Annotated in this window: 16 protein-coding genes; 14 read left to right on the forward strand and 2 right to left on the reverse strand. The window is 64.0% G+C overall.

Annotation, left to right across the window (positions count from 1 at the left end; genetic code table 11):
- Nucleotides 1–5: 5 nt before the first annotated feature.
- The 4 genes from D1Y85_RS15560 to D1Y85_RS15575 all read left to right on the forward strand — a co-directional run bounded on the left by D1Y85_RS15560 (nt 6) and on the right by D1Y85_RS15575 (nt 4069).
- On the forward strand, nt 6–503 hold the full coding sequence (locus D1Y85_RS15560) for a hypothetical protein (RefSeq protein ID WP_246024925.1): 498 nt from the start codon (nt 6–8) through the stop codon (nt 501–503).
- A gap of 56 nt (nt 504–559) precedes the next feature.
- A complete protein-coding gene (locus tag D1Y85_RS15565) occupies nt 560–1348 on the forward strand; it encodes a LolA-like protein (RefSeq protein WP_124151956.1) in 789 nt (262 codons plus the stop codon).
- Nucleotides 1349–1496: 148 nt separating this feature from the next.
- Nucleotides 1497–2312, forward strand: coding sequence for a LolA-like protein (locus tag D1Y85_RS15570; protein ID WP_124151957.1), 816 nt, complete (start codon nt 1497–1499; stop codon nt 2310–2312).
- A gap of 2 nt (nt 2313–2314) precedes the next feature.
- Nucleotides 2315–4069 (forward strand): c-type cytochrome, encoded by a 1755-nt coding sequence (locus tag D1Y85_RS15575; protein WP_124151958.1) that lies wholly within the window; start codon nt 2315–2317, stop codon nt 4067–4069.
- Here D1Y85_RS15575 and D1Y85_RS15580 read toward each other — a convergent pair.
- The gene (locus tag D1Y85_RS15580; RefSeq protein ID WP_124151959.1) at nt 4036–4677 is read right to left on the reverse strand and encodes a lytic transglycosylase domain-containing protein; all 642 of its coding nucleotides are present in this window, start codon (nt 4675–4677) and stop codon (nt 4036–4038) included. The genes D1Y85_RS15575 and D1Y85_RS15580 overlap by 34 nt on opposite strands.
- A 576-nt stretch (nt 4678–5253) precedes the next feature.
- Here D1Y85_RS15580 and D1Y85_RS15585 point away from each other — a divergent pair.
- Complete coding sequence (locus tag D1Y85_RS15585; RefSeq protein ID WP_124151960.1) at nt 5254–6051, forward strand: response regulator; 798 nt, start codon at nt 5254–5256, stop codon at nt 6049–6051.
- Between the two features lie 33 nt (nt 6052–6084).
- Here D1Y85_RS15585 and D1Y85_RS15590 read toward each other — a convergent pair whose 3' ends face one another.
- Nucleotides 6085–7215, reverse strand: coding sequence for a sensor histidine kinase (locus tag D1Y85_RS15590; RefSeq protein ID WP_124151961.1), 1131 nt, complete (start codon nt 7213–7215; stop codon nt 6085–6087).
- 516 nt (nt 7216–7731) lie between these two features.
- On the opposite strand from D1Y85_RS15590, the gene D1Y85_RS15595 reads away from it, so the two are divergent.
- The 9 genes from D1Y85_RS15595 to D1Y85_RS27060 all read left to right on the forward strand — a co-directional run bounded on the left by D1Y85_RS15595 (nt 7732) and on the right by D1Y85_RS27060 (nt 15434).
- A complete protein-coding gene (locus D1Y85_RS15595; RefSeq protein WP_246024934.1) occupies nt 7732–8307 on the forward strand; it encodes an SCO family protein in 576 nt (191 codons plus the stop codon).
- Between the two features lie 26 nt (nt 8308–8333).
- Nucleotides 8334–9044: a response regulator gene (locus tag D1Y85_RS15600; RefSeq protein WP_124151963.1), complete on the forward strand. Its 711-nt coding sequence runs from the start codon at nt 8334–8336 to the stop codon at nt 9042–9044.
- Between the two features lie 214 nt (nt 9045–9258).
- A complete protein-coding gene (gspG, locus tag D1Y85_RS15605; protein WP_124152007.1) occupies nt 9259–9660 on the forward strand; it encodes a type II secretion system major pseudopilin GspG in 402 nt (133 codons plus the stop codon).
- Nucleotides 9661–9682: 22 nt separating this feature from the next.
- Nucleotides 9683–10873, forward strand: coding sequence for a type II secretion system F family protein (locus D1Y85_RS15610; protein WP_124151964.1), 1191 nt, complete (start codon nt 9683–9685; stop codon nt 10871–10873).
- A gap of 15 nt (nt 10874–10888) precedes the next feature.
- Nucleotides 10889–12595: a GspE/PulE family protein gene (locus D1Y85_RS15615; protein WP_124151965.1), complete on the forward strand. Its 1707-nt coding sequence runs from the start codon at nt 10889–10891 to the stop codon at nt 12593–12595.
- Nucleotides 12576–13472 (forward strand): hypothetical protein, encoded by an 897-nt coding sequence (locus tag D1Y85_RS15620; RefSeq protein ID WP_124151966.1) that lies wholly within the window; start codon nt 12576–12578, stop codon nt 13470–13472. The genes D1Y85_RS15615 and D1Y85_RS15620 overlap by 20 nt, the downstream gene beginning before the upstream one ends.
- Nucleotides 13469–13999 carry a hypothetical protein gene (locus D1Y85_RS15625; protein ID WP_124151967.1) on the forward strand — a complete coding sequence of 177 codons (531 nt, stop codon included), beginning with the start codon at nt 13469–13471 and terminating at the stop codon, nt 13997–13999. The genes D1Y85_RS15620 and D1Y85_RS15625 overlap by 4 nt, the downstream gene beginning before the upstream one ends.
- On the forward strand, nt 13996–14571 hold the full coding sequence (locus D1Y85_RS15630) for a hypothetical protein (RefSeq protein WP_246024926.1): 576 nt from the start codon (nt 13996–13998) through the stop codon (nt 14569–14571). Before D1Y85_RS15625 ends, D1Y85_RS15630 begins: the two co-directional genes overlap by 4 nt.
- Nucleotides 14568–15434 (forward strand): hypothetical protein, encoded by an 867-nt coding sequence (locus D1Y85_RS27060; RefSeq protein ID WP_185218995.1) that lies wholly within the window; start codon nt 14568–14570, stop codon nt 15432–15434. Before D1Y85_RS15630 ends, D1Y85_RS27060 begins: the two co-directional genes overlap by 4 nt.
- Nucleotides 15435–15525: the final 91 nt, after the last annotated feature.

Consider the following 15525-nt stretch of genomic DNA (forward strand, 5'->3'; position numbering starts at 1 on the left):
GCCGGATGATTCGAGCGCGTTCAGCAGGATGCCTGGTTGCACTCGGGTGCAGCGCCGGACTGGCCGTGCTCGCGGGGCAACCGGCCGCCGCGCAGCAGGCGGGGGCGGGCGAGGCGGCGGCCCGCACGTCGCCGTATGTGCCGGTCACGATGCCGCGTCAGGCCCGCGAGCTTTACGACGCGAGCCGGGGTGTCGACTCGCTGAGCGTGCGGCGTACCGCATCGGGCAACCTGCTGCGCTTCAGCTTCCGGGTGACCGACCGGACCGTCGCGAAGATGATCGGCGACAAGAGTGCTACGCCTTATCTGTTCGGGCACATGAGTCATGCCGTGCTGGAAGTGCCGGTCATGGAAAACATCGGCCAGTTACGGCAGACGGGCGAGCTCGAAGTGGGCCGCGAGTACTGGATGGTGTTTTCGAACAAGGGCAATCTCGTGAAGGCGGGTGAACGGGTCGACGTGTTCATCGGGTCGTTCCATGTCGATGGTCTTGTCGTCGAGTGACCGTGCAATGCGCCGCCGGGGCGGTGGCTGGGACAACACACGTGCGGAGGTGACAGATGAAACGAGTAACGGGACGGGGGGGATGGGGGAGCCTGTTCGTGGCCGGCCTGCTGGCTGGCAGCGCCCTGACCGCCGCAGCGGCGGGGATGAGCGGCGCTCAGGTGGCCGACCGCAACGCCGAGGCGCGCGGCGGCTTGCAGACATGGCGATCCGTCAACACGCTGACGATGACCGGTCAGATCGATGTCGGCGGCACGAAGCCCGTTCAGTTGCCTTTCACGCTGACGATGAAGCGGCCGCACAAGAGCCGCTTCGAGCTGCGCTTCAACGGTCAGACCTCGTACCAGGTCTTCGACGGCACGCAGGGCTGGAAGGTCAGGCCGTTCCTCGGGCGCACGGAACCGGAACCGTATTCGCCGGCCGAGTTGCATTCGGCAGCCGGTACTGCCGATCTCGACGGTCCGCTCATTGACTATGCGGCGAAGGGCAATCGTATTGATCTGGTCGGCACGGATTCGATCGACGGTCACCGGGCGCTGCAACTGAAGGTGACACTGAAGGATCACAGCGAGCGGCACGTGTGGGTCGATGCATCGACGTTCCTCGAAACGAAAGTGGAGGGCGACCCTCGCAAGCTCGACGGCAAACTCCACACGGTCTCCGTGTACTACCGCGACTACCGCAAGGAAAGCGGCGTGATGATTCCGCACGTGATCGAGACGGTCGTTGCGGGGGTGAAGCAGGTGCATCGCATCACGATCGAGCATGTGACGGTCAATCAGCCCGTCGATGACGCGCTCTTTGCGAAGCCGCTGCCCGCTGCCACGAGGGTGGCTGCGAAGTGACGGCGACACGCGTCGGTGAGCGCCCATTCCGGCGCGCAAGTAACGGATTTGTCATCGCGCGGGCATGGTCATTGTGACGAGGCGAACGACGGGGACAATGATGACTCGGATCGCAAGATGGATAACGAGAGGGATAACCGCGGGCTGCATGAGCGTGCTGGCCGTCGCGATGGGTTGCGCGACCGACATGAACATGACGGCTGCACAGATCGTGGCTAAAAACGTCGATGCTCGCGGTGGTGCCGAGGCCTGGCGGAAGGTGCAGACGATGGTATGGAAGGGCCACGTCGACAGCCCCAATTCACCTGCGCCGGGCATGCCGTTTTCGCTGACGCTGGCGCGTCCGGACAAGACGCGCTTCGAAGTCACCGCGATGAACCAGATCATCATCCACGCGTTCAACGGGCAAGTGGGCTGGAAGGCGCGGCCCTCCAGCGGCGGCGCGCCCGACGTGCGCGAATACAGCCCGCAGGAAGTCCGGTTCGCTCGCGACGAACAGGTCATCGACGGACCGCTCATCGACCACGAGCGCAAGGGCATCGCGGTCGCGCTGGAGGGCATGGATCAGGTCGATGGCCACGATGCCTGGCGGCTGTCGCTGAAGCTGCCGTCCGGCGCGATTCACCACGTATGGATCGACGCGCACAGCTATCTCGACGTCAAGTACACGCGCGAAGGACAGGGCCTCGGCGGAAAGCCCGCGACGACCGAGGTCGTTTTCCGCGACTTCCGCGAGGTCGACGGTGTGCGGATGCCGTTCGTTATCGAAAGCGGTCCGGCAGGCGGCGAGCGTCGCGACCGGTTGGTGATCGACACGATTGCGCTCAACGTGCCGCTCGATGCGCTGGTGTTCGCGAAGCCGGTCGCAGCGGCGCGGCATCACACCATCGACATCGGCACGGGCGCTGCGCCGATGAACGCCGCCAGCGTACCGCCACTGGGTATCCGCCGGCCGGTGCACTGACCATGACGGCGCGAAGCCATACCGCGCATACGCTCGCACGCTGCGCGTTCGTGCTGTTCGCCGCATTCTTCGTATCGACGACTCCAACGCTCGCCGCGCCGCTTGCCGATGCAGGCGAGGCGATCTACCAGCGCGGCATCGCCGGGTCGGGCGAACCGGTCGAGGCGATGCACGACGGCGCAGTCCGCATGCGCGGGGCCGAGGCGGCCTGCGTCAACTGTCACCGGCGCAGCGGACTTGGCGCGCGCGAAGGCAACAACCTGATACCGCCGATCACCGGCGAGTATCTGACGCACGCGCGCACGCGCGACCCCAACGCGGGCGATGCAGGCGATGCAAGCGACATCCCGTTCATCGACGGCATGCGCACCGCACGCGATCCGTACACGGACGCGACGCTGGCGCGGGCGATCCGCGATGGCGTCGACCCGAACGGCCGGCAGCTCGGCTATCTGATGCCGCAGTTCGCGTTGAACGATGCCGATATGGCTGCGCTGATCGCGTATCTGAAACGTCTCGATCACGCCCGTGCGCCGGGTGTCGCCGATACCACGCTGCACTTCGCGACCATCATCACCCCCGACGCCGACCCGGTGAAGCGACGCGGCATGCTCGCCGTGCTCGAACAGTACTTCGCGGACAAGAACGCTACGCCGCTGGGCGCGACACCGGCGCTGCGCAGCTCGCGCAAGATGATGTTCATGGTGAACCGTCGCTGGGAGCTGCACGTCTGGGAACTGCACGGCCCGCCGTCGACCTGGCAGGCGCAGCTTGTGGAGGACATGGCGCGGCAGCCGGTGTTCGCGATTCTCTCTGGCCTTGGAGGCAGCAACTGGGCGCCGGTCCACGACTTCTGCGAGGCGCAGCGGGTGCCGTGTCTCTTTCCGAATGTCGAAGTGCCTGTGACGTCGCCGGGCGACTTCTATTCGCTTTACTTCTCGAAAGGCGTGCTGCTCGAAGCGGAACTGATCGCGCAACGCATCGTGGATGAGGCTCACGATCCTCCCGGCACGCCACATCACACGGCGACGAGGGTGCGCCAGATCTATCGCAAGGGCGATAGCGGCGAGGCCGCTGCCGGGGCGCTTGCGGCGGCGCTGAAGGGCAAGCCGTTCGAGGTGGCCAATGTTGCACTGGCGCCGGGCGAGAGCGTCGCGCACGCGTTGCGCGGCGTCGCTGCGGGAGAGGTGCTCGTGCTCTGGTTACGCCCGAACGATATCGAGGCGCTACGCGGATCGCCGCCCCCGCCGCGCGTGTTCGTTTCTGGCCTGATGGGCGGACTCGATCATGCGCCGCTCCCGGAACGCTGGCGTAACGTCGCTTCGCTTGCTTATCCCGTCGACCTTCCGGACGGCCGCCGCGTACGCGTCGACTACGCGTTCGGCTGGTTCGCGATTCGCCGTATTCCCGTCGTCGACGAACGCGTGCAGGTGGACACATGGCTCGCGTGCGGGCTGCTCGCGGAAACGTTGAGCCATCTGGTCGATGCGTTCGTGCGCGACTATCTTGTCGAGCGCGTCGACGACATGCTCGAACACCGTGTGCTGACCGGTTTCTATCCTCGCCTTAGCCTCGCGACGGGACAGCACTACGCGTCGAAAGGAGGCTACATCGTGCGGTTTGCCCAGCCGGATTCTTCGCGGGTAGTCGCCGACGGACCATGGACCGTGCCGCAATCCGCGTCACCTTCACCAACGGCAGCGCCAATCGCGAAACTCGACACTCACTTGCCGCTGGCGGACAGCAAGGCCCGGTAGCGCGAGAGCACGCGCGGCACATAACCGCGCGTCTCCGGATAAGGCGGGATCCGGTAGCCGGCGCGGATCACGGCGTCCTCACCGGCGTTGTACGCCGCAAGCGTGAGTTCCATATCGTTGTTGAAGAGATCGAGCAGGAAGCGCAGATAGCGGGCACCCGTCAACACGTTTTCGCGTGGATTGAGCATGTCGCCGCCCGCAAAGCGGCGCGCCGTATCAGGCATCAACTGCATGAGGCCCAGCGCGCCTTTATCGGATACGGCAGCAGGATCGTAGCGAGACTCGACGTCGATAACCGCGCGTATCAACTCGGGTTGCAGCCGGAATTGCCGGCTCGCTTCATCGATAACGTTAGATACGAGAACGGCATCGGCCCTGTTGCGCGACGGAGTGGACCGCTTTGCTGTGATGCTCGCGGGGGCGTATGCCTCGACGATGATCCTCAGCCCCGCTTTGCCGGGTGTATCGGTGAGCGTTATCGTGCCGTCTGTTCCGACCGCGCCGAATATCGCGCCTCCCGCGTGGGCGCCAGCCGCTGCGGCGAGACTGATCGCAGCCACCAGAGCACGACGCTTGCCGACAGACGAGATTCGATCGCGAACGCACATCGTCGCCTCCCTCCGCATTCTTATTGTGGAGTCCGCAACGTGTGCAAATCAATGGGGAATTGTCCTCTTTCGTGATGAGTGGGGGAAGCAAATCACCAGCCTACATGGGGATGTTACATAGTCGAACCCAATTTAGTCAGGCTTTCTTAAGGCTATCTTCAACCCTTAGGAAAACCTGAAGACGGTCCGGGAGAATATTTTTCTTGTTTGCCGGAGTCCGAAATTTACCGGGCGGAATGTCAGTGTGGTGGAAAAAAAATACCGAGTGGGGAATCTTACTGACCATTACAACCGATACAAAGTGTTCACGCCTGAATCGTTTTATTCGAAATTCGATGGAGCTTGTCAGGGTCGATCAAGTCTCGCGCAATATCCATGGCGCTAGCGCGGCATTGGCTCGGACCTTGCAGCACAGGACGCAAAGCCTGGCGGGGCGGAATATCGCCAGTTCGTGTCAGTAAATATAAAACAAATCGTAAATAAAGAGAAAGAAATATTTGAAAGGATGGGAAGGTGCGATTTAAGCAGTGAACGAAAGCCGGTACATCGGAGTAATGTCACCGAAAGGAGAGCACCGTGAACATCAAATACCGTGTGTTGATTGTCGAAGACCACGATCTGCTACGTTCCGGGTTGCATTCAATGATCGCCGTGCACGGCGAATATGACGTAGTTGGAGAAGCGAGAGACGGCAAGGAGGCGCAGCAACTCGCGGCGCGGCTTTGCCCCGATCTGATCCTCATGGATTTGTCGATGCGCGGCATGAATGGCATCGACGCGACCGCGCTGATCAAAAGCCGCATGCCGCAGGTCCGCATCATCGCGTTGACGGTGCATCAGAGCGAGGAGTACGTGCGCGAAGCACTGCGGGCCGGTGTCGACGGGTACACGCTCAAGGATGTGTCGTTCGACGAACTGCTCACGGCAATGCGTACCGTCATGCAGGGGAAGAAGCACTTCAGCGCGGACGTCTATGGCTTCATGGTCGACTCGTTCGTCATGGGACGCGAGGCCGCTGGACCGAAGAGAGCGTGGGACGTACTGACCGCCCGCGAACGTAGCGTGCTCAAGCTGATCGCCGAAGGGCACACGAACCGCCAGGTCGGTGAATACCTGAACCTGAGCCCGAAGACGATTGAAAAGTATCGCGCGAGCATGATGCACAAGTTGTCGATAGAGAACATGACCGAGCTTGTTCTCGTGGCGATCAGTATGGGGCTCCTGACTTCACTTGCCTCGCGGTGCGCAGAGCGGGAGACCAGCGGCACGCTCGCACGGACGCTCACCGGGCGGCTCGCCGACGTGCCGGATGGCCCGGCCGGCAATAGCGAACCGATGCCGGATGCCCGCATCGGCGACACGACATCGGGGTGAATGAGCGCGTGGCGACGCGAGGCGGGGCAAGCGTTACAGCACCCACGTAGCGACGAGCAGCGTGCCGTTCAGTTCTGACGAGTCGATAGAGAAGTGACCGCCTTGCGCCTCGACCCGATGCTGCATATCGACGAGGCCGAACCCTGATGCGCCGATTTCGTCCGGGTGCATCGGACGGGTCAGGTAGCCACTGCCGTTGTCGCTGACCGATAGATGCAGCGTGTTGCCGCTCAGTCTGAGTTCGAGTTCTGCTTCGGTCGCCGATGCGTGCTTCAGGATGTTGTTCAGCGCCTCTTGTACGATGCGAAAGATATCCGTCTTCAGGGGCGCCGGTATATCGTTATCCTCAACATTGCAGCGAAATCGGATCGTCAGGCTCTGCGTGCCGTGCGCGAACCGCTGGCACAAGGTGGATAGCGCCGCCGGAAGGCCGAGACGATCGAGCGCTAGCGGGCGCAGCTCCCCACAGATACGGCGCATTTCATCCATCGTGTCGCGGACCTGTTTGACGGCGGTGTCGAGCAGTTGAACGGCCTCGTCGGTGCGACCGCCGCCCAGACGTATCCTGGCGTCCTCGACCATCAACTTGATCAACGTGAGATCCTGGCCCAGGCCATCGTGCAGATCGGCGGCAAGACGCTGACGTTCCGTGTGCTGGCCGAGCTGTAGCAGGGCCGCGGAACGATACGAAGAGTCGGACGGATCGTAGTTCGCAGGTGAGCGCGCGACCATGACGATCGGTTCGCAGAACAGCGTGAGCCGCGACCGGTTAGCAATTGCGACGCCTGAAATAGCGTGCTGATGCAGTGTCATTTCGACAGGCCGGCCGGTTCGTCCGATCAGAAGCGCATCGATCGCGCGGTATTCGTTCAGGGCTGGCGCGGACAATTGCGCCTGCAACGCGGTGCGTTCCTGACTCGGCGCGAAGTCGACGAGCCAGCGGCCGGTGAGTTCACCGCACTCCTGGCCGAGCAGCGCCGCGACGCGGCGATTCGCGCATAGCACGACGCCGTCGGCGGAAAGAACGGCAAGCGCCGCGCCGCGTGCGTCGGGGACCTGGACCGGCTCGGCACCGCGCAAGTGAACGGCACGGTCGAGCTCGCGCATGGCGTTGACCAGGTCTCGCAAACTCACGGGTGCACCAACCGTTCGTCCAGCAGTCATGGCCTGGTTACTCCAGAAAAGCCGAGGGAGAAGCACCAATTAGTGCCGATTTTAGGCCGCGTGAAGACAGGGAAGCAACCGGGTAAATGCCTCCCCATGCCTGGGGAGATGAAGGGGCCTCGACGGTGGGGTTCTACGCTGGTGGAGATACCCGCAAGGGTTTTGGGTACTTTCATCCAGTGACGCACGGTGTCCGGTTCGCAAGACTGGGAGGCACGCAAACGCATAAGGCGTCAGGTGTGGCAGCGGGTGTGCAACCGCGACGCAGCCAGCGTGCGTGAGGAGGCGAGCATGAAGACCATCCGGAATCTGCCGGTCAAGGTGCTGTGCGTGTTCTCGGCCGGACTGCTTGGCGTGATCGCGGCACCCGTGTACGGCGCAGACAACGCCGATGTCGCGACGGGCGACGCAGCCGCAGACCATGCCACGATGGACGACGGCACGACGAACGGCACGACAAACGGCGCCGCGCCCGACCATCACGCCATGAACGGCATGGCGATGACCGACGAGGCGATGGACGCCATGGCGCCCTCGACGCCGGACGCGAAGTCGGACGAAGCGGCGGCGCATGCACATCACCACATGATGGACAGCGGCACGATCAAAACGACAGTCGACTACACGTTGCCCCCCGTGACGCTCGTGCGGGAAGACGGCAAGCAGGTATCGCTCACCGATGAGTTGAACGACGGACGCCCGGTCCTGCTGACATTCATCTACACGACCTGCACGACTGTCTGTCCGATGGTCAGCCAGACCTTTCAGGAGTTTCAGGAAAAGCTGGGCAGCGAGCGCGACAAGGTGCATCTGGTGTCCATCTCGATCGACCCGGAGGAAGACACACCCGAGCGCTTGCGGGCCTATGCGGCGCGCTTTAACGCAGGCCCTGAATGGCAGTTCTACACGGGCACGATCGAGGCGAGCATCGCCGCGCAGCAGGCGTTCAACGTCTATCGCGGCGACAAGATGAACCATACCGCGGCGGTATTTTTCCGCGCCGCACCGGGGCGGCAGTGGCTGCGCATCGACGGGCTTGCGTCGCCGGCCGAACTGCTCGACGCGTACCGCCAAGTGCTTGCGGCCCAGTAGCGAGTTGCCTTCGGAGGACGGACGAATTGGGCTCGCGACATCGCGTCCTCATTGCGGAAGACCAGCGCCTGCTGCGGGGCGGACTGTGCGCTATGGTCGCCGCGCTCGACGACTTCGAGATCGCGGGCGAAGCGGGTGATGGCCGCGAGGCGTGTCACCTCGCGGCGAAACTGGACCCCGATCTGATCCTCATGGACCTGTCCATGCCTTCGATGGGCGGTCTCGATGCGATCGCCAGCATCAAGCAGATGCGTCCGGCGATTCGGATCATCGCGCTCACCGTTCACTTCACCGACGACCATGTCGACGCCGTGCGAATGGCGGGCGGAGACGGCTACGTCGTCAAAGATGCCGCGTTTGCGGACATCGTCGACGAGATGCGGCGCGTGATGAACCGGCTGCCTCGCGTGCCGGCGTACAGATCGCGGGGGACGCTCTGGATATCCGGCGTCGAACCGGAAACGGACGTGCCCGACGACCGTGCGACCGCGTGCGCGCCGGCGCGGCCATTCCTCACACAACGTGAGCGCACGGTTCTGCGGCTCGTGGCGCAAGGCCACACGAACCGCGAGATCGGTGCATCTCTGAGACTCAGTGCCAAGACGGTCGAAAAGCACCGCGCAAGCCTGATGCGCAAGCTCGCTGTGACCAACGTGACGGGTCTCGTTCGCGCCGCGCTGGACATGGGCATGGTTGCCTTGCCGGATCGCGCGCGCACGCTCATCACCTTCCTGTGATTTCCGCTTGCGATGCGGCCGGCACCGGGAGGGCGATTACCCATCGCGATGGACGGATCTCCCTACTTATTGCGGGCGTTTTCGTGCTCAAGAATGGTAGCAACGGGCCGCATATGGGCAGCGGTCGGTCGGTAAAGGAGGCGCCGTGCAATACGAACGAGGCTCCACCACAGACACCGTGCGAATCCGCACTGCGGCGGCGCGATCCTCGCGCATGGCGCGCGGCTTCACACTGCTCGAGCTGCTCGTCGTCATGGTCATCATCGGTTTGCTCGCAGGCCTCGTTGCGCCGCGCTACTTCGAACAGATCGGCAAATCGAACACCCGCATCGCGAAGGCGCAAATCGATTCCCTCGGCAAGGCGCTCGATCAGTACCGTCTCGACGTCGGCGAATATCCGACGACTGAGGAGGGGCTCGATGCGTTGATGACGAAACCCCAGGACGCGCCGCACTGGAGCGGGCCCTATCTGCAAAAGGCCGTGCCGCTCGATCCGTGGGATCGTCCCTACCACTATCGCTCGCCCGGCGAGCACGGCGATTACGACCTGTACTCACTCGGCAAGAACGGCCAGGGGGGTGGCACTGGCGAGAACACCTCCGTCACGTCCTGGTAGTGCGCGAAGCGAGGAGACCGGCGTGAAATATCTGCTCCATGGATTCGATGCCTCGGGCGAACTGCAGAAGCTGCGGATCGACTGTGACACGCCGCGTGCCGCCGAGGCGCTTGCCCGGTCGCGCGGTCTGCGCATCGTCTCCGTGAGGCCGGTGCGACGCGCGATGCCGGGCCTGCGGCCCAGGGCATTCCGGTTCGACGTCGATCTGTTCGCACGCGAACTCGCGGCTTTGCTCGATGCCGGTGTCGGCGTGATCGAAGCGCTGCGCACGCTGGGCGGCAACGAGCGGCGAGATGCGTCCGCAGCTGTGTATCGCGATCTGCTGAAGTACCTGGAGGAAGGGCATTCGCTTTCGGCCGCCCTGGAACATGCGGGTAGCGTGTTTCCACCCGTGCTCGTCGCCTGCGTGAAGGCGAGCGAGCAGACGGGCGGACTTGCCGACAGTCTCGCCCGCTATTCCCGCAATAGCGCGATGCTGCGTGAGTTGCGCAGTCGCGTTGTGTCCGCGGCCATATACCCGTCCGTGTTGCTGCTCGTCGGTGCTTGCGTCGTTCTGTTTCTGCTCGGCTTCGTGGTGCCGCGGTTCGCGACGCTTCTCGAACACAGCGGGCACGAGCTGCCTTTTCTGTCGCGCGTTCTGATGGCGTGGGGCGTCGTCGTGCACGCGCACGGAACGGCCCTCGCCGTGGGGACGGTTGTTTGCATCATTGCGGCCGTGGTGGCCCTGCGCCGCCCCGCGACACGCGACTGGATCGTGGACCGTCTCGTCACGCTGCCCGGAATCGGCCCGCATTTTCATGTGTTCTGCCAGTCGCAGTTCTTCCGCACTGCTGCAATGCTCGTCGATGGCGGCATTCCAGCAGTGCGCGCGTTCGAGCTTGCGCGCGGTCTCGTGGGGCGCGCCGATCGCGCGGCACTCGCCGAAGCGATGCAGCGTATCCGCAACGGCACGCGCATGTCGGAGGCTTTTCAACAGACTGGCCTTGCGAGCGCCATCACGTACCGGCTCCTGACCGTTGCGGAAAAGACGGGCGCGCTTGGCCCGGTGCTCGACCGGATCGCCGGCTTTCAGGAGGCACAGGTGTCGCGGACGATCGACTTCGTGTCGCGGCTCGTCGAGCCGGTCATGATGATCGTGATTGGTGTCGTGATCGGCGGCATCGTGGTGCTGATGTACATGCCGATCTTCGAGATCGCATCGAGCATCGGGTAACGCCGGAGCCACAGGATGGACACGAACGCCACCGAAGACCGTTATGCCGATGGCCCCGAAACGCTCCGGACCTTGCGCGCGCTTCATGACTCGGGCGTGCGCGCGATGGATGCATGGCTGGCGCGGCCGGGCCTCGACGTCGACGTGGCGCTCTCCCGGCTCGCCCACGCGTTCGGCATGCAGTCGATCGGCATGCAGGAACTCAATCGTCTGGAGCCCGATTTCGAGGTGCTGACGTTCGTCGAGGCGACCACGCGCCTGTGCATCTGCTTCCATGCGGGCGACGGCGTAGGACGGGTGTTCGTGACCGCCGATCCGCTCGACGTCCGCACGCGCGGCATGATCGACCATCGGATGCGCACGCACCCATCCACGCCTTACTCGTGGATGCTCGCGGCCCCAGGCGATCTGAGCGCGTGGCTCGCGGTGCGCGAGAAGGACGTCCGCGCGATGGATTCGCTGGCGCTCGAAGGACAGTCGTCGAACGCGACGGATCCCGCATCGCTCGCACTCACGCTGCAAGGCATCAGCAACGACGACAGTCCGGTCGTCCGTCTGCTGAATTCGACGATCTATGACGCGCTGAAAATGAGCGCAAGCGACATTCACCTCGAATGCCGCTCGGCGGGTCTGTTGATCAAATGTCGTGTCGATGGCGTGTTGACGGTGGTCGGCCGGGTCGAGGGACGCGACGTCGCCGATCAGGTCCTGTCGCGCGTGAAGGTGATATCGGAACTGGACATCGCGGAGCGCCGCGTGCCGCAGGATGGGCGCTTCAAGGCGATTTACGCGGGACGCGAGATCGACTTCCGCGTATCGATCATGCCAAACCAGTTCGGCGAGGATGCGGTGCTGCGCATTCTCGACCGCTATCAGCTCTCGCAGGCGAGCGGCGGACTGACGCTCGAAGCGCTCGGCTTCCAGCCGCACGACACGCGCTTCATGCGTTCGGTGGCGGCGATGCCGTATGGAATGCTGCTCGTGACAGGGCCGACGGGAAGCGGCAAGACGACCACGCTGTACGCCATCCTCACCGAGATCAACGATGGGCTGGACAAGATCATCACGATCGAAGATCCGGTCGAGTATCAACTGGGTGATGTGCTGCAGATTCCCGTCAACGAGGCAAAGGGCCTGACGTTCGCGCGCGGACTGCGCTCGATCCTTCGGCACGATCCGGACAAGATCATGGTCGGTGAGATCCGCGATCCGGAGACTGCGCAGATCGCGGTACAGGCTGCGCTGACCGGACACCAGGTTTTCACGACGGTTCACGCGAACAACGTGTTCGACGTGATAGGACGCTTTACCAACATGGACGTGGACGCATACAGCCTCGTGTCCGCGCTCAATGGTGTCGTGGCGCAGCGGCTTTTGCGCAAATGCTGCAGCGAATGCGTGGCCGACGACGACACCGTCGATGCCGATATGCTCGCGCGCTCGGGTATCGCCCCGGAACAAGCGGGGGCGTTCCGCTTTCGCCGCGGCGTCGGCTGTGCGCTTTGCCGGGGCAGCGGCTACCGCGGGCGCCGCGCCATCGCGGAAGCGCTGCGCATGAACGATGAACTGCGCGAGCTGTTGTCGGAGCGCGCTCCGCTCGCTCGCATCAAGGACGCAGCGGCACGCAGCGGCATGGACAACCTGCGCGCCGCTGCAGTGCGGCTCGTGATGAACGGCGAGACGACGCTCGAGGAAATCAATCGTGTCACGATGGTTGAATGAACCCGTCACCATCGGCATCGCGACCGATCATGTCGCGGTCGGCCCGAGCGTGTGGCCGCGTGACGGGCTACAGCAGCGGATCGAACGGCACCTTTACGGGGCGCGCGTTGAGGACGCGCTTGTGTCGTTCGACATCGCGCCGCAGCAGTGGGCAACCGAGGCCGGTGTCATCGACGCGCTAGGGACGGCGCTCGTCCATGCAGCGACGATTTCGGGGCCGCAGGCGCGGCTGCCGCTAAAGCGCAGGGTCTTCGTCGTGCTCGACGATTTCTGGGGATATCACACGATCCTGCATGGCGATTTCCGGTCGCTTCGGACACACGAAATCGAGGAGATCGTGCTCGCGCATTTCGCCGACGTGAACGACATTGACGCTGCCTCTGTGCTCGTCCGCTTCGACGTTCAGCGCGGCGGACGGGCGGTCTTTGCGAGCGCGCTGGCGCGTTCCCTGTACGACGCCATTCATGATGCGGTCATTGCCGCGGATATGAGCATCGCCAGTCTGACGCTGTGGTTGCCGGTGCAGTTGCAGGCCCTGCGCGCTCAGGTTGCGTCGAGCGAGGCGATGCTGTTGTTCGTTGGCAGCACGCTCCTCCAGGCGGTGCTGGTCGATGGCAATGGATGGTCCGGCTATGACGCTCAACGGCGTTTCCAGGGCGACCCGGTGAACTCTGCGTGGATTGCCGGTTTCGCCGAACAGGTTTTCGAGCGCGCCGCGCCTCACGCGGGCGTCGCGCGCGAAGACTACGACGTCTATCTCTTTGGGGATGCGGTCGACGCGGCGGCGTTCGAAGGCCGTTTCCGTTCGGTGATCCACCCCGTGCAGTCCAGTGCCGACTGGTTGTCGAGCCGCCAACCGGCAGAGGCCGTGCAATGATGCCCGACCTTCACATCGATTTCGGCCAGCGGCAACAGCGTCCGGCACGTGCCGGCATCGCACTGCTTGGCGTCGCGCTCGTGCTGACCTGTGTTGCCGTCGTGCACTTCTGGTCCGCGCAGGATACGCGCGAGCGCCAGGACGCGGCACTCGACGCTCAACGGCAGGCGTCCTTCGTGAAGTCTCACGCACCGAAAACCGCACCCACGCCCGCGCAGAAGCTCGCGCAGACACAAGCCGCCGCGGTCCTGCGGGAGCTTACGGTGCCGTGGCAGGACCTGCTGTCGATCGTCGAGGATTACCGCAACCAGGACGTTGCGTTGATCGGCATCGACCAGAACCCGGCGCTCAGTCAGATACGTATCACCGCGGAGGCGAAGAACCTCGATGCGATGGTCGCTTACCTGCGCTATCTGCAGACGAGTGTGCTGCTGCGTCAGGCTGTCCTGAACGAGCATCTGGTCGAGACGAACGTGCCGGGTAACCCCGTTCGCTTCCAGATCACCGCAGTGTGGGGCAAGCCATGAAGCCCACACAGGCCATGTTCCAGCGCGAACTCTGGCGCGATCGCTGGCTGACGTGGCGGTTCGAATCGCGTAGAACACTCGGCGTGCCCGGGCTGCTCGGTATTGCGCTGATTGCGACCGCGATGTTGATCGTCGCGACGACGCCCGCGACCGACAGCGAAGACATCACATCGAAGACACGGCCTGCAAAGCGCGCGGGGCACGCGTCCACCGGCCGGCCGAGTGCCGGGCCCATCGCGCTCAGCACCTTGCCTGAACTCTTCCCGACGTTCGGCCAGAGCGCGGACGACATCGCATCGATTATCGGTTTCGCGCGCGAGAGCAATCTGACGCTAGGCTCGGCGGAATATCAGATGGGCAACGCCGAGCCGGGCGCAGGTTTTCTGCACTATCAGGTACTCATCCCCGTAAAGGATCAATATGCGTCGATCCGTCGTTTCGTCGCGCTCGTGCTGAATAGCGTTCCGAACGCCGCGCTACGCGAGATTCATGTCGAACGTCCCGCCGTCGATGGAGAAGTGCTCGACGCGCGTGTGCGGTTCGAACTGATCTATCGGAGGGCGGGGCCATGAGAGCGCGACGCATCGAGTACCTCGTCGTAGCGCTGTGCGGGCTGATCGCCAGTACGTACGGTTTGCGCGCGCTCACGGTGACGACTCACGCGCCTGCCTCGTCGTCGCTGCCAGGTGCGCCGCTTCGCGCCGCGCAACATCTGGCGGCCGGCTTCATGCCGATCGAGAAAACGGCGGGCGGCGACGGGCAGAAAGCGGTGGCCGCGAAGCGCAGCGCGACGACGGCTGCTGCTACGCCGACGGCCGGTGCGCCCCACACGGATAACCGCGGCGCTGTGTCGTCCGAACTCGTAGACGTGGATCGCATAACAGGCGCGGGCGTGGCGGCTGACGCGGAAGCCGCATCGGATGCTCGTGTCGACACGGCGACACAGGTGCAGCATGACGAAGCAGCGTTGCTGGTCGACCGGGTCGCAGGCGCCGGGGTGGCGCCCGATTCCGAAGCACCATCTGTGGCCCACGACGAACCCGCGCGCCCAGTCGCAGCGCCTGCCCGGTCTGCCCCGCTCAGTCGGCTCGCGTCGTTGCGGGCGCCGCTATCGCTAACGGCGGTCAACAATCCGTTCATTTCATCGTCGTGGCTTCCACCCGCGCCGAAAGTCGACGTGCCTGAGCCGCCGCCTCCGCCGCCTCCACCACCGATGGCGCCGCCTCTGCCATTCGCGTATCTGGGTCAACTCGATGCGCAGGCGGCGAAACCGCAGGTGTTCTTGAGTAACGGAGACGACCTGCTGATCGTTTCGACCGGCGACGTGATCGACGCGCGGTATCGGGTCGAATCGATATCGGATGCGGAAATCGTGATGGTCTATCTGCCGCTTAACCAGCGCCAGGTTATCTCTATGAAGTCCGAAGGGAACTAAATGAGACCCGCGCACACTGGCAGTGGTCGCAAGAACGCGCCATGCGATCGACCCGACGCCCAACCGCCTCGCCGCGATGAGGCGAGCGGCG

Source organism: Paraburkholderia dinghuensis (genome assembly GCF_003837865.1).
GTDB classification, from domain to species: domain Bacteria; phylum Pseudomonadota; class Gammaproteobacteria; order Burkholderiales; family Burkholderiaceae; genus Paraburkholderia; species Paraburkholderia dinghuensis.

Excerpts from the sequence above, each read along its gene's own strand:
- D1Y85_RS15560 (WP_246024925.1), top strand. The coding sequence starts at position 6 with ATGATTCGAGCGCGTTCAGCAGGATGCCTGGTTGCACTCGGGTGCAGC.
- D1Y85_RS15565 (WP_124151956.1), top strand. The coding sequence starts at position 560 with ATGAAACGAGTAACGGGACGGGGGGGATGGGGGAGCCTGTTCGTGGCC.
- D1Y85_RS15570 (WP_124151957.1), top strand. The coding sequence starts at position 1,497 with ATGAGCGTGCTGGCCGTCGCGATGGGTTGCGCGACCGACATGAACATG.
- D1Y85_RS15575 (WP_124151958.1), top strand. The coding sequence starts at position 2,315 with ATGACGGCGCGAAGCCATACCGCGCATACGCTCGCACGCTGCGCGTTC.
- D1Y85_RS15580 (WP_124151959.1), bottom strand. The coding sequence starts at position 4,677 with ATGTGCGTTCGCGATCGAATCTCGTCTGTCGGCAAGCGTCGTGCTCTG.
- D1Y85_RS15590 (WP_124151961.1), bottom strand. The coding sequence starts at position 7,215 with ATGACTGCTGGACGAACGGTTGGTGCACCCGTGAGTTTGCGAGACCTG.
- D1Y85_RS15595 (WP_246024934.1), top strand. The coding sequence starts at position 7,732 with ATGGACGCCATGGCGCCCTCGACGCCGGACGCGAAGTCGGACGAAGCG.
- gspG (WP_124152007.1), top strand. The coding sequence starts at position 9,259 with ATGGCGCGCGGCTTCACACTGCTCGAGCTGCTCGTCGTCATGGTCATC.
- D1Y85_RS15615 (WP_124151965.1), top strand. The coding sequence starts at position 10,889 with ATGGACACGAACGCCACCGAAGACCGTTATGCCGATGGCCCCGAAACG.
- D1Y85_RS15625 (WP_124151967.1), top strand. The coding sequence starts at position 13,469 with ATGATGCCCGACCTTCACATCGATTTCGGCCAGCGGCAACAGCGTCCG.
- D1Y85_RS15630 (WP_246024926.1), top strand. The coding sequence starts at position 13,996 with ATGAAGCCCACACAGGCCATGTTCCAGCGCGAACTCTGGCGCGATCGC.
- D1Y85_RS27060 (WP_185218995.1), top strand. The coding sequence starts at position 14,568 with ATGAGAGCGCGACGCATCGAGTACCTCGTCGTAGCGCTGTGCGGGCTG.